The sequence below is a fragment of the Enterococcus sp. AZ167 genome (assembly GCF_051714025.1).
Classification (GTDB): Bacteria; Bacillota; Bacilli; order Lactobacillales; family Enterococcaceae; genus Enterococcus_D; species Enterococcus_D casseliflavus.
In genome coordinates, this window is record NZ_JBIORB010000001.1 from 2,419,876 (window position 1) to 2,445,139 (window position 25,264).

A 25,264-nucleotide genomic window follows, 5' to 3' on the forward strand; every position below is an offset into this window, starting at 1 on the left:
TGTTGACAAATCATCTGTTTGTCCGCAGCTTGAAAAAGAAAGAAGGCAACGCCATGGCAACGATCCAACTATTTATCTCTGATACCCCCCTTTGCTTTGAAAAAGCGGAATTCACTTTTATGGAAGAAACATTTGTCATCGAGAAACAGCAATTATTTGAAAAAGTTGATGCGGTGATGCATCAAGAGGTATCCTCGGCCTTGGTTTCATTGGTAGAAAAAGCCCTTTTGACGCTAGAAGCGATCGGGGAAGAAGAGGATTATTTCGACCTGCTTTATTTGACCTATGAGAATACCCGCCATTCCCTCAGCGGACAGCAATTACTCGCGCAGCCGTTTCCAGCTGTAGAGGCAGCCTTGCAGCCAGTCTTTGATGAGTTGGCAGAACCGATCGTAGAAAAGTTTTATGAAGAGCTGACCAATCAGCTAGAAGAAGTTGCTGATGATGAACTGTTTAGTTCTTATTATCTGGATGAGGAAGAAGCGGTGATCCAAATCGATGCCCCGATCCAACATGAAGAAGTGATCGCTTTGCCCGCCCTTTTACGGGATTACCATGGCACGTTGCGGCTGACCTTTGAAAAGTTTTATGAATACCTTGTGTAGCGGCGGCAACTGCCGTCGTTGTTTTTTTGTGAAAACAGTTACATGTTTAGTTTTTTTTAAATCCTGCGACAGAAGCCTCTGGAATCTTGACCCTTTTGTCAGAAACGATTATAAAGGTAAGAAGAGGCTGAAGGAACCGAGGATGCCAATGGGCAACATCGGGTAAGAAAAGGATGAGAATCATGCGAAAAGTCCCGCCTATTTTAAAACCAATTGCACTTTTAACGATATCAACGATTATTGCCACTGCCACCGGCGTGGTGAATTCAGGCAGCTACCGCCAACCAAGTCGTGCGACGGAAACGACAGAGACGACAGAAACGACCGAACAAGCACCGAGTGAAAGCACACCCTCTTCGATGACAGAAGACAGTCAAAATCAGACACCTGCTAGCACGGACTCACAACCGACGAACGATGACCAGCAGACAACACCGTCATCCAGCAGTGAACCAGCAACACCAGCAACGACTCCGTCTTCTTCGGTGCCTGCAGAAACGACGCCATCAAGCGATGCCAATGTTTCACCAGCACCATCGGAAAACAATCAGGAAACACCTTCTTCAAGTGAAGAGACCACGCCAGATCCACAAGGGATCATGGATGAGAATCAAGGAAATGAGTAGGTGAGAAAATGACGCTTATTTTAGATTTAATCAACGGCATCCATAAATTTTTGGGCTATCTCGATATCAGTCCTAAATATTTGAACCGTGCCTATACCATCCTCAGTATCATTCCAACGGCGTATATTTTGCGGATCGTCTACGGGATGTTTGCGAACCAAAACTATTTTCAAGCGATCCTTTATACGGTCGGCTTTTTGGTCTTAGTCTACTTCTGGGTACTGAATATCTTCTATTATTTCTTAAACAAAAATATGAAGTTCGATGTCACTCAGGCCTTTGTCAAAGTTTTACCAGACGAAGTCTTCAATATTGAAGGAGAAACCATCAGCACCACCGACATTGATCGTTTGACGACTGAAAAAGCGGTGATCCATTTTGAAGAAGACTATCAGCTGGTATTGGCGAATCATTTGCAGACCTTGATCGCTCAAGAAGAATTGGCGATCAAACTGTCATCCAACGGCTTTACGATCCCGAAAAACACCTTGTATCCTTACTATTTTGTCAAACAGCAAGGGGAAAATGAGTACGCATTACAGATCGGTACTAGCTACACGGAGATGACGAAAGTCGGCACGATCCAATGGACAGGCAAACAGCCCTTAGAGCCAGTGGGCTTATTTATCACTGGCGGTGATTTTATCAAAAATGATGTGAAATACCATGAACCATACAGTTTGAAATTGTACGTCAAAAAAGAGATTTCTGAAGAAGAACCACAGACCTCAAGACAGGCGTATCGACGACAAGCACGCAAATAGGAAAAGGCAGTCCCCAAGAGCGTTCTCTGAAGGGACTGCCTTTTTGGTATCTCGGTTATTCGATCGGGATATTTTTTGCGGGTGCATCTTTGTAGCTGGCTTTTGGTAACGTCAGGGTCAAAACGCCGTCTTCAAACACTGCTTTAATGGACTCGTCATCAATGTCTGTGATGGTGAAGGTCCGTTGATAGGCACTGCTAGAGCGTTCTTTGCGCAAATAATGTCCGAAATCCTCCTCGGTTTCCGTGGTCTCTGTTTGAGCCGCTGAAATCGTCAGCGTGTTGTTGACGTAACTGACGCGGATGTTTTCTTTCTTGATGCCGGGTAAATCTGCTTGAACGAGATACTTGTCTTCGTACTCTTTAATGTCCGTATTCATTTGCCGTTCTTGCCAAAAACTGTTCATTAATTTGCCTAATAGTTCTTCGCCGCCTGCGAAATCTCTTGGAATCAAATTTGCCATGTGGTTCCCCCGCTTTCTTTTATCTATTGAGTTGGTACTTCTATTTTACGAGGAACCAAGCCAAAGGGCAACCAAAATGGCAACAATCATAAAAACAAGAGAAATCACTCAACTATCTTATAAGAATCTGCTATGATAGAACTAAATAACTATCAGATGATTGGATGAATGAAGATGGAGATTATTGAAAAAGCGCCAGCTAAGATCAACCTCGGTCTCGATGTGTTAGAGAAAAGAACAGACGGCTACCATGAGTTGGAAATGGTGATGTCTAGTGTTGATCTAGCCGACCGTCTGATAATGGAAGAGATAGCAGAAGATAAGATCATTATAGAAACCAACAAAGCCTTTTTGCCGATCGACAAACGCAATAATGTCTATCAAGCCGCCAGTATCTTAAAAAAACGCTACGGCATAAAAACAGGCATCCGTATCCGCATCACCAAGAATATCCCGGTGGCAGCTGGGTTAGGTGGGGGCAGTACGGATTGTGCGGCAGCGCTGCGGGGGATGGTTCGCCTGTGGCATTTAGACCTTTCCATGGCAGAGCTGATCGATATTGGTATGGAAGTCGGCACCGATGTTCCCTATTGTCTTTATGGGACCACTTCCCATATTGCAGGAAAAGGGGAGCTGGTGACGCCGCTGCGGCCGATGCCGCAATGTTGGGTCATCTTGGTTAAACCTCGTTTGAGCGTTTCAACGGGGAAAATCTTTCAAGAAGTCGAGCTAGACCAACTGCACCATCCAGATATCGCAGCATTGTCGGCCGCCGTCTTAGCCGAAGATTATCCAGCAATGATCGCTGCCATGGGCAATAGCCTAGAAGCCATCACGATCCCGAAGTATCCGATCGTCCAACAGATCAAAGATCGCATGATGAAATATGGTGCCGATGTTGCCTTGATGACCGGCAGCGGACCGACTGTCTTTGCTCTTTGTCAAAAATATTCGCGGGCACAGCGGGTCTATAATGCCTTAAAAGGATTCTGCGATGAGGTTTATCTTGTACGTACATTGAAATGAATGAGTCAAGGACACAGGCTGAATTCGCCTGTGTTTTTTTGTATGCCTTCTATTTCAATGGTAAAGAAAAAGGCAGCTGAAGTGGGGAAGGAAGCATCTAGAAGCTGCCCTACACAAAAGTCCCCGACGAAAATAAGGCGTCGGGGTCTGATTCTTTACGTAAAGCAAAGGCTATTCTTTTTGGTGCTGCTTCTTTGCGGATTTTTTCTTTTTGTCTTCTTCATACAATGGTTTGTCGATCGTTTTGCGGATTTCTTCGGTTTGCTGCGATGCAGGATCTTCTGGTAAGACGATTCGAGTCAACAAGTCGCTGTTGTTTACAGTTGGCGGCACAGTTACAAATTTGTTCATCTTCGTTTCCTCCAAGTGCTTTTAGGTTATTATCCTACATACTCTCTAATTTTTCAAGCTGGTACAGCAGGGGCGCATGGCGAATGGTGTAAAATATGGCTAAGTTCCTGAGTGAAGAATCCGCTTCAAATGAACGTTTTCTCCTATGTTTTCCGATTTATCTCGAAATAAAAGTTTTAAATCGTAAAACGTACGATTTGTCTTGACGAACCGGAAATCATTTGATAGAGTAACTTTTGCTAACAAAACGGAGTTGTTCCGTTTTAAAATAAAAAGAAGAGCCAGCAAATGGAAGGGGAAATCCCGATGAAAAAAATCTTACTTACTACAGCACTCCTTTTAGGGGGCGTGCTTCTTGGCGCTTGTGGGCAGCAAGAAGCGACAAGCCAATCGAGTGACACAGAGAAGCTGTCGATCGTCACGACGTTTTATCCAATGTACGAATTTACGAAAGAAGTCGTAGGCGACGCAGCAGAGGTCTCCTTGTTGATCCCTGCAGGAACCGAACCCCATGACTATGAGCCAAGTGCCAAAGATATGACCAAAATCATGGATGCAGATGCCTTTGTCTACAATAGTCCTGAGCTAGAAACTTGGGTCGCTAGTTTGACGGATTCCGTCGATCCTGAGCAAACAGCCGTGATTGAAGCAGCCAAAAACATTCAGTTGGTGGAAGGCACAGAGGAGGAAGATCATGACGCGCATGATCACGAAAGCGAAGACAGCCATGAAGGCCATGATCATACGTACGATCCTCATGTTTGGACCGACCCAGTCTTAGCGATCCAAGAAGTAGAAACGATCCGCGATGACTTGATTGCGAAGTTTCCTGAGCAAAAGGCAACTTTCACGGAAAATGCAGCTGCCTATATCGAAAAGCTTTCTGCTCTAGATGAAGCCTACCAAGCGGCGTTAAAGGATGCGACCCAACGAACCTTCGTTACGCAGCACGCAGCCTTTGGCTATTTGGCACGGCAGTATGATTTAGTCGAAGAATCGATTTCGGGCATTTCACCCGATCAAGAACCAACACCAAGTCGGTTGGCTGAGCTGAAAGAATATGTAGAAGAAAAACAAGTCAAAGTTATCTATTTTGAAGAAAACGCGTCATCGAAGGTGGCTGAGACCTTAGCGTCTGAAACAGGAGTGGAGCTGGCGGTCTTGAATCCATTAGAAAGCTTGACGCAAGAGCAGATGGATAACGGCGAAACATACCTGTCTGTAATGGAAGACAATTTGGCAGCATTACAAAAAAGTATTCACTAAGGAGGCGCCTGCGTGCGTTATATCGATGTAAAAGATTTGACCTTTTATTATGATGATGAGCCCGTCTTGGAAGACATTTCCTACTTTGTCGAAGACGGCGAATTCGTGATTTTGACTGGCGAAAATGGGGCGGCAAAATCTACTTTGATCAAAGCAACCCTTGGTTTGTTGAAACCTTCTAAAGGAGCAGTCACCTTGGCGACCAAAAATGCTGCTGGTGAAAAATTAAGCATCGGCTACATTCCTCAGCAGATTGCTTCCTTTAACGTCGGGTTCCCCAGCACCGTTTTGGAATTGGTCCAATCGGGCCGCTACCCAAGAGATCGCTGGTTCAAGCGCTTGACGAAACGAGACCATGAACATGTCCGCCGTGCATTAGATGCTGTCGGGATGTGGGACGTGCGTCATAAACGGATCGGCGAGTTGTCCGGTGGCCAAAAGCAGCGGATCAGCTTGGCACGGGTCTTTGCCACGGACCCTGATTTATTTATTTTAGATGAACCGACTACGGGGATGGATGAACAATCCCGCAATCTGTTTTATGAACTGCTACGGCACAATGCTCATGACCACGGCAAGTCGATTTTGATGATCACCCATGATCACGAAGATATCAAAGAATACGCGGACCGTCAGATCCGTTTAGTGCGGAAGGAGGATTCACCATGGCGTTGCTTTCATATGAATTCATGAGAAGAGCTTTTCTTGCGGCAATTTTTATTGCTGGTATCGCACCGATGCTGGGGGTCTTTCTAGTGATTCGGCGACAGTCATTGATGGCTGATACGCTGTCCCATGTCTCTTTAGCAGGGGTGGCACTGGGCTTCTTTCTAAATCTAAATCCGAGTTTGACGACGCTATTGATCGTAGTCATTGCCGCAATCATTTTGGAATACTTGCGAACACTGTACCGCAGTTATTCAGAGATCTCGATCGCCATTTTGATGTCTGGCGGCTTAGCGTTAGCCCTCGTCTTGATGAACCTTAGCGGGGGGAACTCCGCAACGAGTATCCAATCGTATTTGTTTGGGTCGATCGTTACGATCACACAAGAACAAGTCTGGATCTTAGGCTTTTTGTTTTTAGTCGTTTTTGCTTTATTCTTCTTATTCAAACGGCCCATGTACATTTTGACCTTTGATGAAGATACCGCCCATGTCGATGGCTTGCCTGTGCGAGTGATGTCGATGCTCTTTAATGTCTTGACGGGGGTGGCAATCGCCATGATGATCCCGATTGCGGGTGCATTGTTGATCTCTGCGATCATGGTTTTACCAGCTGCCATCAGTATGCGTTTAGGCAAGAGCTTCAATGCCGTGATTTTGATCAGTGTCGTGATCGGCATGATTGGGATGATGTCTGGTTTGACCAGTTCCTTTTATTTGGACACACCACCGGGTGCGACGATCACGCTGGTTTTTATCGCTCTTTTCTTAGTGATCAATTTGATCAAACGCATCGTGATCCTCGTCCAACGAAAACAACGCCTAAAATAAAGGGCTTTATGAAAAAGAAACGAAGAATTTTCGTTTCTTTTTTTTAAACTCTAATCAAAACCGAACAATATAAGCAATATTTTAGATAATGCTCGCATTTATCCCGAAAAAGCCTTATAATAAGGCGAATAAACTAAAGGAGTTGTCCGGTGTGAAAATACGTCGAAGTGAACGACTGATCGATATGACACATTACTTGTTGAATCATCCACATGAATTGATTTCATTGTCCTTCTTTTCTAAACGATATGCCTCTGCAAAATCATCGATTAGCGAAGATTTATCTATTATCAAAAAGACCTTTAAAGAACGAGGAACAGGCATTCTTGATACCGTGCCAGGCGCTGCTGGCGGTGTTTTTTTTGTGCCTGAAATTTCTGAAGAAGAAGCGTATGCGTACGTCGAAGGGCTGGCAGAACGCTTGTCTGAGCAAGACCGTTTGTTGCCTGGCGGCTATGTTTATCTATCTGACTTATTAGGCGAACCGGAATTGCTGCGCCAAGTCGGCCGCATCATCGCTTCCAAATATTTAGGCGAACAAATCGATGCGGTGATGACCGTTGCTACTAAAGGAGTGCCGATCGCTCAAGCAGTCTCTTACTACTTGAATGTTCCCTTCGTGATCGTGCGTCGTGATTCCAAGATCACTGAAGGCTCGACCGTGAGTGTCAATTATGTCTCTGGTTCTTCAGAGCGCATCGAAAAAATGGAATTATCCAAGCGCAGCTTAAAGCGCGGCTCTAGAGTATTGGTGGTCGATGACTTTATGAAAGGCGGCGGCACGGTCAATGGGATGAAGAGCTTGATTGAAGAATTTGAAGCCGAATTAGTCGGTATTACGGTTTTTGCCGAAACGAAATTCAAAGGCAAGCGGGCCATCAGCGATTACAGTTCTCTGCTGTATGTTGAAGATGTCGATACCCAGACCAAAACGATCTCGGTAGTACCGGGAAATTACTTTGAGAAAAAAGCCTGATTTTTTGTGGCTCTTAGACTGGCGCAAGCAGCTGTTTTTTAAACGGCGGCCGCCAGTCTTTTTTTTGATTGGTCTAGGTGGGGATTCCTTAAATCGTTGAAATTTACAAGTACTTGGGCTAAACTGTTTATAGGAAATTCAATGAACAAAAATCGTTCAGATTGATAGGAGTGGAATACGTGGACGCACGTTTTGCAATAATTTTAGCGGCTGGAAAAGGCACGCGCATGAAATCGAAGTTATATAAAGTGTTACATCCTGTTTGTGGCAAACCAATGGTGGAGCACATCATGAATCGAGTGGTGGAAACAAATCCTGAAGAGATCGTGACGATCGTCGGTCACGGGGCAGAAATGGTCAAAGAGCAGCTGGGGGATCGCACCAACTATGCCTTACAAGCCGAACAATTGGGTACTGGCCATGCCGTCGTTCAAGCCGAATCGTTTTTAAAAGGCAAAAAAGGGACGACCTTAGTGATCAGTGGGGATACACCGTTATTGACGACGGAAACCTTGAATAACTTGTTCGATTACCACCAAGAGAAAAATGCGTCGGCGACGATCTTAACGGCGCAAGCGGCAGACCCAACAGGCTATGGCCGAATCGTGCGGGATCGTGTCGGTATCGTGGAGAAAATCGTTGAGCAAAAAGATGCATCGATCGAAGAAGCGCTGATCCAAGAAATCAATACAGGGACGTATTGCTTCGACAATGAATTGTTATTTGACGCCTTGGCAAAATTAGATACGGACAATGCCCAAGGGGAGTACTACTTGACTGATATCATCGAGATCTTAAAGGAAGACGGCAAAATCATCGCTGCTTATCAAACCGAAGATTTTCATGAATCATTAGGAGTCAATGACCGCATCGCCTTAGCCGAAGCCAATCGCTTGATGCGTCAGCGGATCAATCGTCAGCACATGCAAAATGGCGTGACCTTGATCGATCCGGCAACGACTTATATCGACGAAGGTGTTGTGATCGGCTCAGATACTCTGATCGAAGCCGGTGTCACCATCAAAGGGAAGACGACGATCGGAGAAGACTGTGTCATTACGGCAGCTTCTGAAATAGAAGACAGCAAGATCGGCAACCAAGTGACGATCAAGGCATCGACGATCGAGGAGAGCATCATTCATGATGGCGCCGATGTCGGTCCCAATGCCCATCTTCGTCCTAATGCGGAAATTTTGGCCCATGCCCATATCGGGAACTTTGTGGAGGTCAAAAATGCGACGATTGGTGAAGGCAGCAAAGTCGGACACTTGTCTTATGTTGGCGATGCGACCTTAGGCAAAAACATCAATGTCGGTTGCGGCGTAGTCTTTGTTAATTATGACGGCAAGAGCAAATTCAAAACGACTGTCGGCGACAATTGCTTTATCGGCTCTGGCTCCAATCTAGTTGCGCCATTGACCATCGAAGAGGAAACGATGATCGCTGCTGGCTCAACGATCACCAAAGATATTCCTAAACACAGTATGGCGATTGCCCGCGCCCGTCAGGAAAATAAAGCGGATTACGCGAAAAAGTTGCCTTATCTAAATTAGAAATAGCGAAATGACTTGATTTCTTAAGGAAAAATGACTACTATTTATTAGGAAGAAGATTCTAGTAAAAGGAGTCATTTTTTTCTAGATGAACGCAAAGAAAGTGGAGGTTCTCATGTCAAATCATTATTTTGATCCAAGATTGAAGATTTTTTCTCTGAACTCAAATCGTCCTTTGGCGGAAAAAATCGCAGCTGCAGTAGGTGTTGAATTAGGTAAGTGTTCAGTCAAACAATTTAGCGATGGTGAAATCCAAGTGAATATTGAAGAAAGTATTCGTGGTGCCCACGTCTACGTGATTCAATCAACCAGCAGCCCTGTAAACGATAACTTAATGGAATTGCTGATCATGATCGATGCTTTGAAGCGCGCCAGTGCGAAGACGATCAATGTAGTAATGCCTTATTATGGTTATGCAAGACAAGACCGCAAAGCGCGATCAAGAGAACCAATCACCGCAAAACTTGTGGCAAACATGATCGAAAAAGCCGGTGCGAACCGCATGGTTACACTGGATTTGCATGCCTCACAGATTCAAGGGTTCTTTGATATCCCAGTTGACCACTTGATGGGTGCACCATTGATCGCCAACTACTTCTTGGAAAGAGGCATTCAAGGCGATGACGTCGTCGTCGTTTCACCAGACCACGGGGGCGTGACTCGTGCCCGTAAATTAGCTGAGTTTCTTAAGTCACCAATCGCGATCATCGACAAACGTCGTCCGAAAGCCAACGTAGCAGAAGTCATGAATATCATTGGTCATGTTGAGGGCAAAACTTGTGTCTTGATCGACGACATGATCGATACTGCTGGTACCATCACATTGGCTGCGAATGCGTTGAAACAAGCAGGTGCTAAAAGTGTTTACGCCTCATGTACCCACCCTGTCTTGTCAGGACCTGCCTTGGAACGGATCGAAGATTCTGCCATTGAGCATCTAGTTGTGACAGATTCGATTCACTTGCCAGAAGACCGCAAGTCGAAAAAAATCGATGAGATCAGTGTCGGTGCCTTGATGGGCGAAGCGATCAAACGAATCCATGAGAACAAACCAGTCAGTCCACTGTTTGAATCAAAATTATCAATTTAATCGTGTCTCATAAGCATGAGAACAACAGCCAATGGTCGGTCTTTAGCCCCTCATTGGCTGTTTTTTTTCTGAGGAGTTTCAGGATGTTTTTAGAAAAAACGATCGCAGTCATGTTTCTTTTCACCAATTTATGGTATTCTTGAAAGTGACTTGCGAAATGCAAGCAAAAAATAAAATAGAATCTAATCACAAAGGGGAGTCTGCAAAGGCTGAGAATGAGAGTACTCTAAACCCTTCGTACCTGTTTCGATCATGCGAACGTAGGAATTGTGACGAGTTGAAGTGTCCAACACTTCTCCTTTGTGAATTGTGATGATTCTAAAGGAGGAGTTTTTTTTGAAACGAAAAATGTCGCTGCAGGTCTGGACGGAAGGAACGATGATCGCTGCGATTGGGGTCGTCTTGTCGTATATCCCGATCCAGACAGCCAATTCCAGTATCGACTTGTCTCTAGGTCTCGTGCCCTTGGTCTTGTATTCGTATCGTCGCGGAGTGCTGCCGGGAATGACAGCTGGATTTATGTGGGGCTTGCTGAATATTTTGATTGGTAGCGCCATGCGTAACTTTATCACCGTTCCACAGATCATCTTTGAATACCCCTTTGCCTTTGCTTTTGGCGGGATGGGCGGCTTGTTTGCTAATAAAATCCAGCAAGCGATCCGTCAAAACAGCAAAACCGTTACGTGGTATGTCGTCTTAGGGGGCATCGTGGCGGTGATCAGCCGTTGGTTTTGGCATTATTGGGCTGGGGTCTTTGTCTGGGGAATGTACGCACCGAAAGGACAAAGTCCGTATCTGTATTCCTTGATCTTCAATGGGACATCGGTCATTATCAATATCGTTTATGTAGGGGTCGTCCTAGGTCTCTTAGTCAAGGCAGCCCCGAAATTATTTGTCCCGAAAGCTTAGTTTTAGAAATGGAACCATCAAAAAATGTCTTGATGCTCTTTGAGAAAGAGAAGCATCAAGACATTTTTTTGTCGATAAAGCCAAACGCTAGATCTTCTTGGTCGATTTCCAACGACCAGCTTTTTTTGCTGGCTGAATAGCGTAAAACAGCGATTTGATCCAGCTCTTTTTGATTGACCAGCGTGTTTTTTAAGCCAGCATCTTCTGACAGATAGATCGGGACCGTATAGGTTCTGTCGATCAATTGTTCTTGTGTTAGACAAAAGACGATGCCTTCTTGCATGATTCCCCGCAATTCTTTCAGCAAATTAAAATCGAGCTTTTCCACCGGTGTTGCTTTTTTAAAAAAGGAGAGGCGATCATTGATTTTTTCTAAGACGATGCGGGTGATCCGATCCGCCAAGATCCGATAATATTCATCTAAATAGCGATAATAAACGCGGGAACGTGCATCTTTTAAGTCAAAGAAAACAAAGTTATTTTGCAGTTTGTAAAAGAAAGGGGAGTGGAGGTGTGTCTTCATGTGGCCAAAATATAACAACTCGGAGATCTCTAAAGGCGTCAATTCTTTGACCATCTCGTAATCATTAAAATCGATCCACTTCATTTCTTCGGCAACACGACCTTTGTTGATCTGCTGAAAAAACAGTTGGACGTCTTCCATTCCGCGTATCACTTTTAAGCCTGTATGACCGTCGAATTCGCCGAAATCACTGGAAGGATCAAGCAAGAGCAAATTCTTGGGCTGATGGACGATGCTCTTGTTAAAATCTTGGGGGGCAAGCCCGCGGGTCAAGACGGCATTGCTGGTTGTATCAATATGTACGTAAATCGTGTTAGACATGCCGATCGATCCCTCCTATATACTAAGTTCATTCTACAACAAAGCGCTGAAAATTGCTTGTATCTTTTCGTTTAAAGTTATATTACAAAATAACAGAAAAAACAATTTTTAAGTTCCCTTTTTCGACAAAAAAAGGCAAATCTTGTCTTTTCGTAAAAAAACTGGCCAAAATTGGCGTCTTTATGAGGATTTTGGTATGATAAAAGAAGAAACTAATGGAGACGAAAACCTATGAGAAAAAAGAAACGCAGACTTTCGAATTGGCTGAGCAATCTCTTTTTGCTTTTGCTGTTATTGATTGGTTTAGCATTGATTTTTAATAATCAAATCAAAAATTATTTTATTAAACAAACAGGTGAAGCATACGCAGTCGGCACCATTGATCGCAGTGATGTGGAAAAAAATATGGAAGCGGAAGCGACCTTTGATTTTGATGCCGTGGAGCCGGCGAGTTCAGAAGCAGTCTTACGGGCGCAGCTGAGCAACAAAGCCTTGCCAGTGATCGGCGGCGTGGCGGTTCCTAGTGTAGGGATCAATCTGCCGATTTTTAAAGGCTTGGCCAACGAGGCCTTGCTGTATGGTGCTGGTACGTTAAGTCCCACCCAAAAAATGGGGGAAGGCAATTACGCACTAGCTAGCCATCGCGCTCAATCGCCAGAGCTTTTGTTTACGCCATTGGATGATGTCGCCATCGGGGCGGCTATCTATGTGACCGATCTGGAAAATATTTACACGTATACCGCGACTTCTTCTGTACGGGTCGACCCGACCGATGTCTATTTGCTTGACGAAGTGGAAGGCCGTAAAATGATCACGCTGATCACCTGTGGCGAAATGGGCGGTGTCACCCGTCGTGTGATCCAAGGTGATCTGGAATCTGTAACGCCTGTCGACGAAGCAACGGATGAGATGCTGGCGGCATTCAACATGGCACAACGAACATTTTAATCAAAAGAATAGCTCGAGTGGTACGGCAGCTGGCGTGTCATTCGTCTATTCTTTTTTGCTTAAGGAGGTGTCTTGATGAAAGTGAAAAAACTGACTTCGATCGATTTTCTTGCACAAAGGGCAGGGTTTCAAGAAAGCCGACTCGTCTTTTCCTTTTTTGAGTCGCATTCAAAAGCGCGACGAGCCTTTCTAGCCGATATAGCGCAGCGGGGCTGGCAGATCGACAGCCGTTACGGACGTTTTTACCTTGCTGGGCAGTTTGATTTTGACCAAAAGACACTGACTATCACCAATCTGCTGGTGGAAGCGGCCGCCGATTTTACTTGGAAACAACTGCTAGCCGTGACAGAAAGCTTTGCCCGCAGTCGTTTTGTAGCAGCTGTCTTGTGGCAGCTTCCTCATCGGCCCCCCTTGGCTGAGTGGTTTATCCAGCAAGGGTATCAGGTGGTCCCTCAAGGGTATCAAAAAGCGCTAGCTTATCAGACGGCGCTGGTTTTAGGAGGTGGCGGTGCTCACGGGGCATATCAAATCGGTGTTTGGCAAGCGCTGCAAGAACGGGGCATCACCTTTGAATGGATCACGGGAACTTCCGTCGGTGCCTTGAATGGCGCCTTGATTTTAATGAACGATGTGGAAGCGGCCGTCGATTTATGGGCAAATATCTCTAACGAGCAAGTATTGCACTATCCGCTTGCTTCGGTACGTGCCCAAACACTGCGAGATTTGATGAATCAAGCCAATTCACTGGTCCGCGAAGCGGTCAAAAGCAACGGTGCCAGTACCGAACCGTTGGCAAAGCTTTTGCAAAAGACCTTTGATCAAGAAAAATTCAGCCAAACTGCTTGTCGTTTGCTGATCTGTACGACTCGTCTGCCCGATTTCAAGGAGACGGTTTATGCCTTTGATCCATCCGCAGTAGAGGAAAATCTGCATTGGTTGTTGGCATCCGCTTCATTTTATCCAGCGATGCAGGCGCAAAAAATTAACGACGCTTATTACATCGATGGCGGCTATCGCAACAACCTGCCCATCGATGTCGCTGTCCAGCAAGGGGCAACGGAATGTATCACCGTGGATGTCCAAGGACCTGGCATCAATAAAAGGACGGTTGTGACGGAAGAAACTGCGCAGCTTTCGTTGGGGTCTCCTTGGTCCTTAGGCAGCTTTTTGGTTTTTGATGCCCAGCGTTCGCTGGATAATATGACCTTAGGCTATTTGGAAACCTTGAAAGTGTTCGGCAAATACCAAGGCCATTGGTATACCTTTGAAAGGACGGTTGATTTTCAGCCGTTATGGCGGGGCTTTTTGAAAGAGCTGCGCCAGACAGACCCGCTGCTTTATCAGGAACTAAAGAAAAAAGAATTTTGGAAAAAAATGCGTAAATTCTATCAACAGGATGTGCCATTTGAGCAGTGGGGGCGTATACTGATAGAGTGTACCGCGAAAGTATTGTATCTAGCGCCTACAGTGATTTATGAGCAGGAAACGATTCTAACGGCTTTAGCTGAAAAAATTGCGCTAAAGGCAGTGGAAGAAGCCGATGCCTGGTCGATCACCGAGTGGCTGAGCTATTATCGCGACCGTTTTTTTGTCTTGTCCGAGCAAAACCGCTTTTTCTTTTTTTATCGGACGCAGCAATTGAATCTGCCCGCCCTTCAGCAGATTCGGCGGCGTTACCCACTGACTGCTTTAATGGCAGCGTATAGTCACTATCTTTTGAAAGGAGCAGAAAATGGATAAATTTTCGTATGAAATCGTTGAAGAGATCGCCGTGCTTTCGGAAAATCAAAGAGGCTGGCGCAAAGAATTGAATTTGGTGAGCTGGAATGGGCGCCCGCCAAAATTTGATCTGAGAGATTGGGGCCCAGAGCACGAGAAGATGGGCAAAGGCGTGACCTTATCCAATGAAGAATTTGCAGAACTTAAAAAAGCCCTGCTTTCCATGTAAGAAAGCAAAACGGTGAGGAGTGATCAAATGAAAAGTATGACTGGTTTTGGCAAAGGCAGTGCAGAAACACCAGATGTGCAGATCGAAATTGAGATCAAAAGTGTCAATCAGCGCTTTTTGGACCTGCAGCTGCGAATGCCCAAACAATTGAATCCTCTAGAAGGTGCTTTACGGCAGTCGATCAAGCAGACCCTCCAGCGAGGACGAATCGAATTGTATGTGACGTTAAAAGAAAAAACCGCAAATACGAAACAGATCGAGATCCAATGGGACTTGCTGGAACGTTTCATGCAGGAGATCGATAGCGAAGCCAAAGACCGTTTTGACCTAGCAGAGCTACCAAAAGCAGCATTGCTGGAACAATTCTTGCTCCATGAGGCCTTTCTAACGATCTCTGATCAAGAGCCAGAAGAAAGCACCTTGGCCGATGGCGTGATGGAAGCATTAGATCAAGCGCTGGCAGCGATCGATCAAAGCCGCTGGGTGGAAGGGCAAGGCATTTTGCAGATCTTGCAAGAAAACCAGCGACAGCTGCAGGAAAAGCTGACAGAACTCAAACAATTCGTGGCCCTCTATGAGGCGGACTACCAAGAACGCTTTGAAAAGAAACTGACTGCTTATTTAGGGGAAGAAGTCGATCGCGATCGTTTACTGACAGAGTTGGCGATTTTATTAGAACGCGGCGATATCCACGAAGAACTGGATCGTTTAAGTATCCATTTAACGACGATGACGGAGCTGCTGGCAGCTGAGACACCGATAGGTCGAGAGCTGGATTTCTTGATCCAAGAGATGAACCGAGAAGTCAATACGATTGGCTCAAAATCAAGTCCGATCCAAATCAAAAACAGTGTCGTCCAAATGAAGACGATCATTGAAAAAATCAGAGAACAAGTTCAAAACATCGAGTAGGAGGAATGAACCAATGAAATATTACGATATCACCTTTCACGAACTAAGCGGAAAAAATGTCATTAAGCGCAGTATTCCTTCTGACAAAGAGAATTTCTCTGCGTGGGAAGATGCTTGCGTAGCCATCGAGCCAGATTTTCTCCATCTATTAGTTGATGGCGTAGCTGTTTCTTTAAATCGTCGGTACATCGTACGTATCGATTGCCAAGAAGTGACGGATCCTACTGAAAAAGCGATCACCGCTAAAGACGAATTGGCAGGGGTCATCAATACCTTAAGCAACATGGGCTTTTAAGAAAGCGGCCAAAGTGTAGACTAGCAATTTCATGAAATTCCCATTATAATAAAGTAGTTCTTGAAAGTTGCTGAAAAAAAGTGCAAAATAGACGTTAAGCAAATGTCAGTGAAAGGACGTCATTATGTCAGAGCGAGGATTACTTATAGTTTTATCAGGACCTTCCGGAGTAGGGAAAGGGACCGTGCGCAAAGCAATTTTTGAGAGTGACGACAACGATTTTCAATATTCCGTTTCAATGACCACTCGTCAAAAACGCGAGGGGGAAGTGGAAGGGGTCGATTACTATTTCCGCACGCGTGAAGAATTTGAAGCCTTGATCGAAGCCGGTGAAATGCTGGAATACGCCGAATATGTCGGCAATTATTATGGAACCCCATTATCTTATGTCCAACAGACACTGGATCAAGGAAAAGATGTGTTTTTAGAGATCGAAGTGCAAGGGGCAAAACAAGTAAAAGACAAAGTTCCCGATGGTGTGTTTATTTTTCTGACGCCACCTGATCTGGCAGAATTACGCTCTCGTATTACAGGAAGAGGAACCGACTCTGCCGAAGTGATCGATGAACGGATGCGTGTCGCCCGTGAAGAAATCGAAATGATGGCTTTATATGATTATGCCGTTGTCAATGATGAAGTACCTAAGGCAGTCCAACGAATTCGCGAAATTATTTCGAGTGAACATTTTCGCGTTGACCGAGTGATCGGAACCTATATCAAAATGTTAGAGGAGCTGTAAGAAATATGATGTTAAAACCTTCAATCGATTCTTTGTTGGATCGTGTCAATTCAAAATATTCATTAGTGATCTTAGCAAGCAAACGGGCGCATGAACTTGATGCCGGTGCGCAAGCAACACTAGAAAACTTTGATTCAGTGAAAAGCGTGGGTCAAGCACTTGAAGAAATCGAAGCGGAATTAGTCGTTAATGATCCGCATCCAGAAATCAAGCGTGCCCGCTTGAAAATGGAACAAGAAGAGCGCAAAGCGCAAAAAGACCAAGAACAAAAAGAATTAGAAGCGCGTATCCGCGACGAACAAAAGCTATAGACAAAAGCAAGCTAGAGCACGCCTGTGTTCTGGCTTTTTCTTTTGAATGATGATGGTTAAATTTTTGTAAGGGGTACAGACAAACCCCCACCCATTTAGTAAAATAGAACCTAAAAGGAGGAGAAGAAATGGCGTACATAGCAGAAGTGATCGTGGATGTTCCCACGATGCAGACCGATCAGCCTTTTACCTATCTGATCCCATCAGAATTACAAGCCGCCATTGAGACAGGGATGCGGGTCGAAGTGCCATTTGGCAAGGGCGACCGCCATATCCAAGGGTTCGTCGTCGGCCTTTCAGAAGTTGCCGAACCGCAGCAGACCTTAAAACCAATCGTTCGTTTGTTGGATTTGTCGCCTGTCGTCAATGAAGAACTTCTCCAATTAGCCGACTACATGAAGGAAACGACCTTTGCCTTTAAGATCACTTGCTTGCAGACGATGCTGCCTAGTGTGATGAAAGCCGAGTACCAAAAGCAGATCGTTTTGCTGGAAGGAAATCATCCCATCAAAGAATATTTTCCCGAAAACGGCATCCTCAGCTGGCAAGACGCCGAAAGTGCAGGGCTGTTGCCGCAGTTGAAGCCTTTGCGGGAAGCCGCAGTAGTTGAATTGCAGTATCTCGTGAAAAATAAAAACAAAGCGAAAATGACCCGTTACATTGAACGCAAGATCGATCCAGCAGAAATCCCCGCCGTCCAGCAACAGCTGCGCAAAGGAGCCAAACGCAAGCTGGAAATCTTACAGATTTTGACAGAGGAAGCCCGCTTGCCGGTTTCCTTTTTTACCGAACAAGGGATTTCCACCGCGGCTTTGAACCAAGCGCAAGAAGCTGGTTGGCTGACCTTTACGGAAGTTGAAGCCTACCGTGATCCTTACAAAGACCGTCAATTTCAAAAAACGGTCCCGCTTGAATTAAATGAAGAACAGGCAGCTGCAGTAGCGCAAATCACTGCTTGTGCGGATAACCAAGAGGCACAGACTTTTTTACTGGAAGGGATCACCGGCAGTGGAAAAACAGAAGTCTATCTGCAAGCGATCGCCCAATTGCTGAAACAAGGCAAAACCGCGATCATGCTCGTGCCAGAGATCGCGTTGACTCCGCAAATGGTCGAACGCTTTAAAAGCCGTCTCGGCGACGCAGTGGCTGTTTTACACAGCGGCTTGTCCCAAGGTGAAAAATACGATGAATGGCGTAAGATCGAACGTGGGGAGGCTCAGGTGGTGGTTGGCGCCCGCTCGGCGATTTTTGCTCCGTTGAAAAACATCGGGGGCATCATCGTCGATGAGGAGCACGAAGCCTCCTACAAGCAAGATGAAGCCCCTCGTTACCATGCGAGAGATTTAGCGATTTGGCGCAGCCAGTACCATCACTGTCCAGTGGTGTTAGGCAGTGCGACGCCGTCATTGGAATCTCGTGCCCGGGCGCAAAAAGAGGTCTACCGCTTATTGAAATTGAATCAGCGGGCAAAAACCAGTGCGCAATTACCGCAGATCGAAGTCGTGGATATGCGTACCGAATTTGCCAATAAAAAGTATCAAACCTTTTCTCGTCCGTTACAGGAAAAAATCACAGACCGCTTGGCCCGCAAAGAACAGATCGTCTTGCTGCTGAATCGGCGCGGCTACTCTTCCTTCGTGATGTGCCGCGATTGTGGGTATGTTTTGCCTTGCCCAAATTGCGACATCTCCTTGACGCTGCATATGGATACCAAAACGATGCGCTGTCATTATTGCGGACATGAAGAACACATCCCCCATCGTTGCCCCAACTGCAATGCAGACAAGATTCGGTATTACGGAACGGGCACGCAAAAAGTGGAAGAAGAGTTGAAAGAACTGTTTCCCGAAGCGCGGGTCTTACGGATGGATGTCGATACCACCCGCAAAAAAGGCGCCCATGAAAAAATCTTGACCTTGTTTGGGGAGAAAAAAGCGGATATTTTGTTAGGGACTCAAATGATCGCCAAAGGCTTGGATTTCCCTGATATCACACTGGTAGGGGTCTTGAATGCCGATACCGCCTTGAATTTGCCAGATTTTCGTTCGAGTGAACGGACGTTCCAGCTGTTGACTCAGGTCAGTGGTCGGGCAGGTCGGGCAGAAAAAACCGGCGAAGTGGTGATTCAAACATTCAACCCTGAGCACTACGCTATCCAATTGGCGCAGTCGCAAGATTACGAAGATTTCTATCAAAAAGAGATGTGGATGCGGCACCAAAGCGGCTATCCACCGTATTATTTCACCGTCAAAATCACCTGCAGTCATCCCGAAGAGCAAGTCGCAGCTCAGAAGATGTTTGCGATCGCGCGGGATCTGCAGCAGGAGCTGTCACCGCAAAGTATTTTGTTGGGTCCGGCACCCAGTGCGATTTTACGGGTGAAAAACCGTTATTACTACCAATTGATCATTAAATACAAAAATGAACCGCAGCTACCTGCTTTGTTGACCCGTCTGTTGGATCAAAGTCAAATCGATCAGCGCAAAGGATTGTACGTGTCGATTGACCAAGAGCCGTTGAATTTTATTTAGAGGAGAAAATATGCGTTATCCTATTATTATCACCCCCGATGAACGTCTTCGTCGGCAAGCAAAACCCGTCAAAGTAATTACCGATGAGCTCGTTCAGCTACTAGACGACCTTTATGAAACGATGGTCGCCCACGACGGGATCGGTATTGCCGCACCGCAAGTCGGCAAAAACCTGCAAGTGGCGATCGTGGAAGTCGAAGAAGACGACCGCTTTGAAATGATCAACCCTGAGATCATCGCTTCTTCTGGTGAATCCCTTGATGTGGAAGGCTGCCTGAGTATTCCCCACACCTTTGGGACCGTCAAACGAGCAGACGAGATCACTGTCCGCTATTTCGACCGAGAAGGAGAGGAAATGGAAGTGGAAGCATTCGGCTACTTGGCGCGTGCGATGCAGCATGAGATCGATCATTTAAATGGCGTGCTGTTTGTCGACAAGCTCGTCGAACGCATTCCTGAAGAAGACTTAGAAAAGTATATGGAGGAACATGAAAATGACTAAAATCGTCTTTATGGGTACCCCGGCGTTTTCCGTCCCAATTTTAGAAGGCTTGCTTGAAGCTGGCTATGAAGTGGCAGCAGTCGTGACCCAGCCGGATCGTCCCGTCGGTCGCAAAAAAACCATCACTCCGACCCCCGTTAAAGAAGCGGCGATGAAGCATGGCTTGTTGGTTTTACAACCAGAAAAAATCAGTGGGTCACCAGAAATGGAGCAGATTCAAGCTTTAGCACCTGACCTGCTGATCACGGCAGCTTTCGGCCAATTTTTACCTAGTGCGTTACTAGAAGTACCAAAGCATGGCGCTATCAACGTTCATGCATCCCTACTACCGAAATACCGTGGCGGGGCTCCTGTGCATTATGCCATCATGGAAGGGGAGCAAGAAACGGGTGTAACCATCATGGAAATGATCAAAAAAATGGATGCTGGCGGTATTTTTGCTCAAGCTCGTTTGCCGATCACGGCCCAAGATGATGTGGGGACGATGTTTGATAAGTTGAGCCTATTAGGCAAAGACTTGCTGCTGGAAACTGTGCCGAAAATCTTGTCAGGAGAGCTGCAGCCTGTCCCGCAAGAAGAAGCAAAAGTCACCTTTTCACCAAATATCAGCCGTGAACAAGAAGCCATCGACTGGCAGAAAACGGCGGTGCAAATCGATGCCCAAGTCCGAGGCATGCGACCATGGCCGATCGCCTTTACGACACAAAATGGCAACCGCTGGAAACTTTGGCAAGTAACACCGCTGGAGCAAACGACGACAGCCGAACCAGGAACGATCATTGAACGGACGAAAAAAACGTTGCTGATCGCTTGTGGGGAAGGCACGGTATTGGCTATCGATGAATTGCAGCCAGCTGGAAAAGGCCGACAAGACATTGCCGCATTCTTAAACGGCAGTGGACAACAGATTCAAAAAGGGGATCAGGTAGGTACCTATGAAGCGTAATCTTGGAGACATACAATATACAGTGCGCTTTGTGGCACTAGAAGCGTTGTTGCGAATCGAAAAAGGCGGCGCTTATTCCAATCTACTGCTGCGGGAATTGATGAATCAAGGGCGTTTAAATGACAAAGACGGTCGCTTATTGACTGAATTGGTGTACGGCACCATCAGTCGTCAGCTTTTATTGGATTATTATTTGGATCGGTTTATTAAAAATGCCCGCAAAGTTGACCCGTGGGTCAAAACGCTGCTGCGGCTTTCCTTGTATCAGATGCTGTATCTCGATAAAGTACCCGCCCATGCCATCATTCATGAAGCCGTGGATATTGCGAAAGCCAAAGGCAATCCGGGAACTGGAAAATTCGTCAATGGCGTCCTGCGCACGATCCAACGACAAGGAGTGCCAGACTTGGCATTGATCAAAGACCCAATGGAACGTTTAGCAACGGAAATCAGTTTGCCCCTGTGGCTAACGAAGAAACTAGTCAAACAAATTGGGATCGAAGAAACCAGTGAGCTGGGCTATGCCCTATTTGAACCCAATCATGCCAGTGGTCGTATCGATCTGCAGCGCATCTCGCAAGCAGCAGCGATCGAACGGCTACAAGAAGAAGGCATCGACGCACGACCAAGTGAGCTTTCCCCCTATGGGGTTGTGGCTGACAAAGGCTTTATGGCGGGCTCGTCCCTCTACAAAGAAGGTTTACTGACGATCCAAGATGAAAGTTCGATGCTGGTTGCCCCCGTTTTACAAGTAGCCCGAGACCATCAAGTACTGGATGCCTGCGCAGCACCAGGAGGCAAAACGACCCATATCGCTGCCTTCTTGTCTGCCGCAGAGGGCGGCAAAGTGACAGCATTGGATATCCATGCCCATAAGGTTAAGCTGATTCAGCAAAATGCCCAACGTTTAGGCGTCGAAGCAGTTGTGGAGACCCGCGTGATGGATGCGCGGGAGACGGCTCAAACCTTTGTACCCGAACAATTTGATCGTATCTTAGTGGATGCCCCTTGTTCTGGATTAGGGTTGATGCGCCGTAAACCGGACATCAAATACAGCAAGACGGAAGCCGATTTCCAACGCTTGCCGCAGATTCAGCGAGAGATTTTGGAAAGTGCCGCCCCAACCCTGAAAAAATCGGGTATAATGGTCTACAGCACATGCACGATTCTAGCGGAAGAAAATCAACAAGTCGTGGCAGCGTTTCTCGCTGACCATCCTGAATTTGAGCAAATGCCTCTTGCGGTAGGACCGCTGGCAGCCGAAGCGGTTCAAGAGGATATGTTGACGATCTATCCGCAAGATTTTATGACAGATGGCTTTTTTATCAGTTGTCTACGCAAAAAGTAACGAGGTGAAAGAAATTGGAGATTCGTTTTCAAACAGATGTCGGCAAACGTCGCAACACAAACCAAGATTTTGCAGCAACCTATGTAAATAAAGCCAATGTGACATTGGCCTTGCTTGCCGATGGCATGGGGGGCCACCGGGCCGGAGATGTCGCTAGCCGTCAAGCAGTCAGTGAGATCGGCACCGCTTGGGAACAGACAGAGCTGACAGACAGTGAAAAAACTGCCCAATGGCTGATCCAAAAAATCCAAGCGGAAAGCCAAGTGATTTTCCAAAAAGGACAAGAACAAGAAGAACTTAGCGGCATGGGCACCACGATCATTGCTGTGGCCTTATTAGGCGACCAGTTTACGATCGCCAATGTCGGGGACAGCCGTGCCTATCTTTTACGCAATCAAGTGCTGACTCAAATCACAGAGGACCATTCACTGGTCAATGAATTGGTGAAGTCGGGACAAATCACGGCAGAAATGGCCTTGAATCATCCTCGCAAAAACGTTTTGACCCGCTCGATCGGTATGCCAAGCGAAGTCGAAGTCGATGTGGCGATCCACTTTATTGCAGACGGGGATTATTTGCTGCTGTGTTCAGATGGATTGACCAACATGGTCTCAGATGAAGAGATCACAGCAACGATCCAAGAAACCCCTGTGCTGGAAGAAGCAGTGCAATCATTGATCGATCAAGCCAACGAACGCGGTGGTGTCGACAATATCACGGTATTATTGATTAAAGTTGGAGGAGAGCGCCCATGATCGAAATTGGGAAGAAGATAAACGGCCGATACAAAATCATCGGCAATATCGGCAGCGGCGGAATGGCAAATGTGTTTTTGGCGCATGACTTGATCTTAGACCGTGAAGTGGCAATCAAAGTGCTTCGTTTTGACTTCCAAAACGACCAAAGTGCGATTCGGCGCTTTCAACGAGAAGCCTTGGCGGCGACTGAGCTGGTTCATCCAAACATCGTAACCGTTTATGATGTCGGCGAAGAAGACGGCATGCAGTTTTTGGTGATGGAATATGTCAAAGGGATGGATCTCAAGCGCTATATCCAAACGCACTATCCCGTACCTTATTTGCAGATCGTTGATATCATCCAACAAATATTATCAGCGGTGGCATTGGCCCATCAACACCGCATCATTCACCGGGACCTAAAGCCCCAGAATGTGCTGATCAATGAAGACGGTGTGGTGAAAATCACCGATTTTGGGATCGCGATCGCCTTATCAGAAACATCGATCACCCAAACCAACTCGATGCTAGGCTCGGTGCATTATCTTTCACCAGAACAAGCACGAGGCAGTATGGCGACCAATCAATCAGATATTTATGCGATTGGGATCATTCTCTATGAAATTTTAACGGGCAAAGTACCCTTTGATGGCGAATCAGCCGTAACGATCGCCTTGAAACATTTCCAAGATGAGATCCCTTCGATTCGGATCTATGACAAAAATGTTCCGCAATCGCTGGAAAACGTCGTATTGAAGGCGACCGCCAAAGAACCGGCGGATCGGTACAAAACTGCCGATGAAATGCGAGCGGACCTTGATACCGTGTTGTCTCCTGACCGACTCAATGAACCGAGATGGGAACCTCATGCCCTGATGGATGAAACGAGAGTGCTGACTACTGTGGAAGCAGCCCAAGTCGAAACGCCGCCAGTAGAAGAACCCGTAGAAGATAAGGTTGCGGATCAAGCTGAAGAACCAGCGCAGCCGAAAAAGAAAAAACGCAAACGGTGGCTGCTGCTGCCCATCATTATGGTGATCGCACTGCTAGGCATAGGCAGTTACTTCCTATTCGGCGGTGGTCGGGGAGATGTGGCAATTCCTGAAGTCAGTGGTCAAACAGAAGCAGCTGCCCGTGCCGAGCTGGAAGCTGCTGGTTTGCAAGTGGCAGACGAGGTAGAAGAAATCGAAGACGATGAAGTCGAAGCAGGCAATGTCGTCAAGACCGATCCGCCAGAAGGCAATGAAGTCAAAAAGAATTCCGTCGTGACTCTTTATATCAGCAGTGGGACCAAGAAAATCACTCTTGATGATTATGAAGGTCGTTCCTTTGATGATGTCAAAAAAGAGTTGATCGATTTGGGCTTTGATGAAGACAGAATCAAAGAAGAGCTAGAGTCGTCAGATGATGTCGATGAAGGGGATATTATCAGTCAATCACCAGCAGCAGGGCGGGAAGTTTCCCCAGCAGAAGACGAAATCACCTTTAAGGTCAGCTCCGGACCAGATAGCTTCGCAATGGACAACTATTATGGCATGACAGAGGCAGATGCACGAGCAGCATTAACTTCTCGCGGTGTCGACCGATCACAGATCGAAGTAAACTATCAATCCAGCAGTCAACCATCAGGCACGATCATCGCTCAAGCACCAGCAACAGGTGAAACAGTGGTGACTTCACAAACGACCATCACTTTGACGGTCAGCAGTGGGCAGGAAATGGTCAATGTACCGAGAATCGTTGGCAAAAGCCAAGCCGATGCAGAAGCAGACTTGAATGAAGCAGGATTAGACTCAACTTTTGAGGAAGAGGACGGCTATAATGATTCGGTGCCAGCTGGACATGTTGTCCGTGTCTCTCCAGGTGCTGGAACCTCCGTCGAAGTTGGCTCTACTGTAACGGTCACAATCTCTAGAGGACCTGAACCAGATGATTCGTCCTCATCGACGCCAAGCAGTAGTTCAGAGGATTCCTCGGATTCAACGGCTACGAGCGAAAGCAGTTCCGAAAGTGATTAGAAACTAGCTAAAACCCAATATTTTAACCAAGCAGCCTTCGGGGACCAAAGAATTTTCTTT

General features: G+C 46.3%; 27 protein-coding genes and 1 riboswitch. Of the genes, 24 read left to right on the forward strand and 3 right to left on the reverse strand.

Features of this window, described 5'->3' with window-relative positions; translation table 11 throughout:
• Window positions 1-53 precede the first annotated feature (53 nt).
• The 3 genes from IGJ05_RS11395 to IGJ05_RS11405 all read left to right on the forward strand — a co-directional run bounded on the left by IGJ05_RS11395 (window position 54) and on the right by IGJ05_RS11405 (window position 1,995).
• Window positions 54-605, forward strand: a complete 552-nt coding sequence (locus IGJ05_RS11395; RefSeq protein ID WP_081117075.1) for a hypothetical protein — start codon at window positions 54-56, stop codon at window positions 603-605.
• A gap of 182 nt (window positions 606-787) precedes the next feature.
• Window positions 788-1,231: a hypothetical protein gene (locus IGJ05_RS11400; protein ID WP_060791861.1), complete on the forward strand. Its 444-nt coding sequence runs from the start codon at window positions 788-790 to the stop codon at window positions 1,229-1,231.
• A gap of 8 nt (window positions 1,232-1,239) precedes the next feature.
• A complete protein-coding gene (locus IGJ05_RS11405) occupies window positions 1,240-1,995 on the forward strand; it encodes a DUF6681 family protein (RefSeq protein ID WP_081117076.1) in 756 nt (251 codons plus the stop codon).
• A gap of 55 nt (window positions 1,996-2,050) precedes the next feature.
• Here the strand turns inward: IGJ05_RS11405 and IGJ05_RS11410 are convergent, their stop codons facing one another.
• The gene (locus IGJ05_RS11410) at window positions 2,051-2,458 is read right to left on the reverse strand and encodes an Hsp20/alpha crystallin family protein (RefSeq protein WP_005230267.1); all 408 of its coding nucleotides are present in this window, start codon (window positions 2,456-2,458) and stop codon (window positions 2,051-2,053) included.
• Window positions 2,459-2,632: 174 nt separating this feature from the next.
• Between IGJ05_RS11410 and ispE the strand changes: the two genes are divergently transcribed.
• A complete protein-coding gene (gene ispE, locus IGJ05_RS11415; protein WP_081117077.1) occupies window positions 2,633-3,484 on the forward strand; it encodes a 4-(cytidine 5'-diphospho)-2-C-methyl-D-erythritol kinase in 852 nt (283 codons plus the stop codon).
• 171 nt (window positions 3,485-3,655) lie between these two features.
• Here the strand turns inward: ispE and IGJ05_RS11420 are convergent, their stop codons facing one another.
• On the reverse strand, window positions 3,656-3,835 hold the full coding sequence (locus IGJ05_RS11420; RefSeq protein ID WP_081117078.1) for a hypothetical protein: 180 nt from the start codon (window positions 3,833-3,835) through the stop codon (window positions 3,656-3,658).
• Between the two features lie 306 nt (window positions 3,836-4,141).
• Between IGJ05_RS11420 and IGJ05_RS11425 the strand changes: the two genes are divergently transcribed.
• The 7 genes from IGJ05_RS11425 to thiT all read left to right on the forward strand — a co-directional run bounded on the left by IGJ05_RS11425 (window position 4,142) and on the right by thiT (window position 11,125).
• Window positions 4,142-5,101, forward strand: a complete 960-nt coding sequence (locus tag IGJ05_RS11425; RefSeq protein WP_034696266.1) for a metal ABC transporter substrate-binding protein — start codon at window positions 4,142-4,144, stop codon at window positions 5,099-5,101.
• A 12-nt stretch (window positions 5,102-5,113) separates the two neighbouring features.
• The gene (locus IGJ05_RS11430; protein ID WP_005232967.1) at window positions 5,114-5,794 is read left to right on the forward strand and encodes a metal ABC transporter ATP-binding protein; all 681 of its coding nucleotides are present in this window, start codon (window positions 5,114-5,116) and stop codon (window positions 5,792-5,794) included.
• Window positions 5,767-6,597: a metal ABC transporter permease gene (locus tag IGJ05_RS11435; RefSeq protein ID WP_005230272.1), complete on the forward strand. Its 831-nt coding sequence runs from the start codon at window positions 5,767-5,769 to the stop codon at window positions 6,595-6,597. The genes IGJ05_RS11430 and IGJ05_RS11435 overlap by 28 nt, the downstream gene beginning before the upstream one ends.
• 151 nt (window positions 6,598-6,748) lie before the next feature.
• Window positions 6,749-7,573, forward strand: a complete 825-nt coding sequence (gene purR / locus IGJ05_RS11440; protein ID WP_005230273.1) for a pur operon repressor — start codon at window positions 6,749-6,751, stop codon at window positions 7,571-7,573.
• A gap of 179 nt (window positions 7,574-7,752) precedes the next feature.
• The gene (glmU, locus tag IGJ05_RS11445) at window positions 7,753-9,126 is read left to right on the forward strand and encodes a bifunctional UDP-N-acetylglucosamine diphosphorylase/glucosamine-1-phosphate N-acetyltransferase GlmU (RefSeq protein ID WP_266166725.1); all 1,374 of its coding nucleotides are present in this window, start codon (window positions 7,753-7,755) and stop codon (window positions 9,124-9,126) included.
• Window positions 9,127-9,241: 115 nt separating this feature from the next.
• Window positions 9,242-10,216, forward strand: coding sequence for a ribose-phosphate diphosphokinase (locus IGJ05_RS11450; protein ID WP_005230276.1), 975 nt, complete (start codon window positions 9,242-9,244; stop codon window positions 10,214-10,216).
• A gap of 182 nt (window positions 10,217-10,398) precedes the next feature.
• Window positions 10,399-10,500: riboswitch (TPP riboswitch) on the forward strand.
• Window positions 10,501-10,552: 52 nt separating this feature from the next.
• Window positions 10,553-11,125 (forward strand): energy-coupled thiamine transporter ThiT, encoded by a 573-nt coding sequence (gene thiT, locus IGJ05_RS11455; RefSeq protein ID WP_081117080.1) that lies wholly within the window; start codon window positions 10,553-10,555, stop codon window positions 11,123-11,125.
• A 55-nt stretch (window positions 11,126-11,180) separates the two neighbouring features.
• Here the strand turns inward: thiT and IGJ05_RS11460 are convergent, their stop codons facing one another.
• Window positions 11,181-11,969, reverse strand: a complete 789-nt coding sequence (locus IGJ05_RS11460; RefSeq protein ID WP_081117081.1) for a hypothetical protein — start codon at window positions 11,967-11,969, stop codon at window positions 11,181-11,183.
• A 231-nt stretch (window positions 11,970-12,200) separates the two neighbouring features.
• On the opposite strand from IGJ05_RS11460, the gene IGJ05_RS11465 reads away from it, so the two are divergent.
• The 13 genes from IGJ05_RS11465 (at window position 12,201) to pknB (ending at window position 25,204) form a co-directional block, all read left to right on the forward strand.
• Window positions 12,201-12,917, forward strand: a complete 717-nt coding sequence (locus IGJ05_RS11465; RefSeq protein ID WP_005230283.1) for a class A sortase — start codon at window positions 12,201-12,203, stop codon at window positions 12,915-12,917.
• A gap of 75 nt (window positions 12,918-12,992) precedes the next feature.
• On the forward strand, window positions 12,993-14,657 hold the full coding sequence (locus tag IGJ05_RS11470; RefSeq protein WP_208788519.1) for a patatin-like phospholipase family protein: 1,665 nt from the start codon (window positions 12,993-12,995) through the stop codon (window positions 14,655-14,657).
• Window positions 14,650-14,865 (forward strand): YdbC family protein, encoded by a 216-nt coding sequence (locus IGJ05_RS11475; protein WP_005230288.1) that lies wholly within the window; start codon window positions 14,650-14,652, stop codon window positions 14,863-14,865. Before IGJ05_RS11470 ends, IGJ05_RS11475 begins: the two co-directional genes overlap by 8 nt.
• A 27-nt stretch (window positions 14,866-14,892) precedes the next feature.
• Window positions 14,893-15,777, forward strand: a complete 885-nt coding sequence (locus tag IGJ05_RS11480) for a YicC/YloC family endoribonuclease (RefSeq protein ID WP_081117083.1) — start codon at window positions 14,893-14,895, stop codon at window positions 15,775-15,777.
• Between the two features lie 13 nt (window positions 15,778-15,790).
• A complete protein-coding gene (locus IGJ05_RS11485) occupies window positions 15,791-16,072 on the forward strand; it encodes a hypothetical protein (protein ID WP_005230307.1) in 282 nt (93 codons plus the stop codon).
• Window positions 16,073-16,196: 124 nt separating this feature from the next.
• The gene (gmk, locus tag IGJ05_RS11490) at window positions 16,197-16,811 is read left to right on the forward strand and encodes a guanylate kinase (RefSeq protein ID WP_005230308.1); all 615 of its coding nucleotides are present in this window, start codon (window positions 16,197-16,199) and stop codon (window positions 16,809-16,811) included.
• Window positions 16,812-16,816: 5 nt separating this feature from the next.
• A complete protein-coding gene (gene rpoZ / locus IGJ05_RS11495) occupies window positions 16,817-17,122 on the forward strand; it encodes a DNA-directed RNA polymerase subunit omega (RefSeq protein WP_005232977.1) in 306 nt (101 codons plus the stop codon).
• A gap of 128 nt (window positions 17,123-17,250) precedes the next feature.
• The gene (gene priA / locus IGJ05_RS11500; protein WP_081117084.1) at window positions 17,251-19,653 is read left to right on the forward strand and encodes a primosomal protein N'; all 2,403 of its coding nucleotides are present in this window, start codon (window positions 17,251-17,253) and stop codon (window positions 19,651-19,653) included.
• 10 nt (window positions 19,654-19,663) lie between these two features.
• Window positions 19,664-20,155: a peptide deformylase gene (gene def, locus IGJ05_RS11505; protein WP_005230314.1), complete on the forward strand. Its 492-nt coding sequence runs from the start codon at window positions 19,664-19,666 to the stop codon at window positions 20,153-20,155.
• Entirely contained in the window at window positions 20,148-21,101 is a 954-nt protein-coding gene (gene fmt / locus IGJ05_RS11510) for a methionyl-tRNA formyltransferase (RefSeq protein ID WP_086338833.1), read from the forward strand. The genes def and fmt overlap by 8 nt, the downstream gene beginning before the upstream one ends.
• The gene (gene rsmB, locus IGJ05_RS11515; protein WP_208788518.1) at window positions 21,091-22,449 is read left to right on the forward strand and encodes a 16S rRNA (cytosine(967)-C(5))-methyltransferase RsmB; all 1,359 of its coding nucleotides are present in this window, start codon (window positions 21,091-21,093) and stop codon (window positions 22,447-22,449) included. The genes fmt and rsmB overlap by 11 nt, the downstream gene beginning before the upstream one ends.
• Before the next feature lie 14 nt (window positions 22,450-22,463).
• Window positions 22,464-23,204 (forward strand): Stp1/IreP family PP2C-type Ser/Thr phosphatase, encoded by a 741-nt coding sequence (locus tag IGJ05_RS11520; RefSeq protein WP_005230317.1) that lies wholly within the window; start codon window positions 22,464-22,466, stop codon window positions 23,202-23,204.
• Window positions 23,201-25,204: a Stk1 family PASTA domain-containing Ser/Thr kinase gene (pknB, locus tag IGJ05_RS11525; protein WP_317756295.1), complete on the forward strand. Its 2,004-nt coding sequence runs from the start codon at window positions 23,201-23,203 to the stop codon at window positions 25,202-25,204. Before IGJ05_RS11520 ends, pknB begins: the two co-directional genes overlap by 4 nt.
• Window positions 25,205-25,264 lie beyond the last annotated feature (60 nt).

What these genes read in the sequence shown, in the direction of transcription:
- gmk (WP_005230308.1), top strand. Translation starts at nt 16,197, where the DNA reads ATGTCAGAGCGAGGATTACTTATAGTTTTATCAGGACCTTCCGGAGTA.
- IGJ05_RS11475 (WP_005230288.1), top strand. Translation starts at nt 14,650, where the DNA reads ATGGATAAATTTTCGTATGAAATCGTTGAAGAGATCGCCGTGCTTTCG.
- IGJ05_RS11470 (WP_208788519.1), top strand. Translation starts at nt 12,993, where the DNA reads ATGAAAGTGAAAAAACTGACTTCGATCGATTTTCTTGCACAAAGGGCA.
- ispE (WP_081117077.1), top strand. Translation starts at nt 2,633, where the DNA reads ATGGAGATTATTGAAAAAGCGCCAGCTAAGATCAACCTCGGTCTCGAT.
- IGJ05_RS11435 (WP_005230272.1), top strand. Translation starts at nt 5,767, where the DNA reads ATGGCGTTGCTTTCATATGAATTCATGAGAAGAGCTTTTCTTGCGGCA.
- IGJ05_RS11420 (WP_081117078.1), bottom strand. Translation starts at nt 3,835, where the DNA reads ATGAACAAATTTGTAACTGTGCCGCCAACTGTAAACAACAGCGACTTG.
- priA (WP_081117084.1), top strand. Translation starts at nt 17,251, where the DNA reads ATGGCGTACATAGCAGAAGTGATCGTGGATGTTCCCACGATGCAGACC.
- IGJ05_RS11465 (WP_005230283.1), top strand. Translation starts at nt 12,201, where the DNA reads ATGAGAAAAAAGAAACGCAGACTTTCGAATTGGCTGAGCAATCTCTTT.
- IGJ05_RS11405 (WP_081117076.1), top strand. Translation starts at nt 1,240, where the DNA reads ATGACGCTTATTTTAGATTTAATCAACGGCATCCATAAATTTTTGGGC.
- IGJ05_RS11425 (WP_034696266.1), top strand. Translation starts at nt 4,142, where the DNA reads ATGAAAAAAATCTTACTTACTACAGCACTCCTTTTAGGGGGCGTGCTT.
- IGJ05_RS11460 (WP_081117081.1), bottom strand. Translation starts at nt 11,969, where the DNA reads ATGTCTAACACGATTTACGTACATATTGATACAACCAGCAATGCCGTC.
- fmt (WP_086338833.1), top strand. Translation starts at nt 20,148, where the DNA reads ATGACTAAAATCGTCTTTATGGGTACCCCGGCGTTTTCCGTCCCAATT.
- IGJ05_RS11485 (WP_005230307.1), top strand. Translation starts at nt 15,791, where the DNA reads ATGAAATATTACGATATCACCTTTCACGAACTAAGCGGAAAAAATGTC.
- rpoZ (WP_005232977.1), top strand. Translation starts at nt 16,817, where the DNA reads ATGATGTTAAAACCTTCAATCGATTCTTTGTTGGATCGTGTCAATTCA.
- IGJ05_RS11400 (WP_060791861.1), top strand. Translation starts at nt 788, where the DNA reads ATGCGAAAAGTCCCGCCTATTTTAAAACCAATTGCACTTTTAACGATA.
- def (WP_005230314.1), top strand. Translation starts at nt 19,664, where the DNA reads ATGCGTTATCCTATTATTATCACCCCCGATGAACGTCTTCGTCGGCAA.
- IGJ05_RS11410 (WP_005230267.1), bottom strand. Translation starts at nt 2,458, where the DNA reads ATGGCAAATTTGATTCCAAGAGATTTCGCAGGCGGCGAAGAACTATTA.
- rsmB (WP_208788518.1), top strand. Translation starts at nt 21,091, where the DNA reads ATGAAGCGTAATCTTGGAGACATACAATATACAGTGCGCTTTGTGGCA.
- IGJ05_RS11480 (WP_081117083.1), top strand. Translation starts at nt 14,893, where the DNA reads ATGAAAAGTATGACTGGTTTTGGCAAAGGCAGTGCAGAAACACCAGAT.
- IGJ05_RS11450 (WP_005230276.1), top strand. Translation starts at nt 9,242, where the DNA reads ATGTCAAATCATTATTTTGATCCAAGATTGAAGATTTTTTCTCTGAAC.
- pknB (WP_317756295.1), top strand. Translation starts at nt 23,201, where the DNA reads ATGATCGAAATTGGGAAGAAGATAAACGGCCGATACAAAATCATCGGC.
- IGJ05_RS11395 (WP_081117075.1), top strand. Translation starts at nt 54, where the DNA reads ATGGCAACGATCCAACTATTTATCTCTGATACCCCCCTTTGCTTTGAA.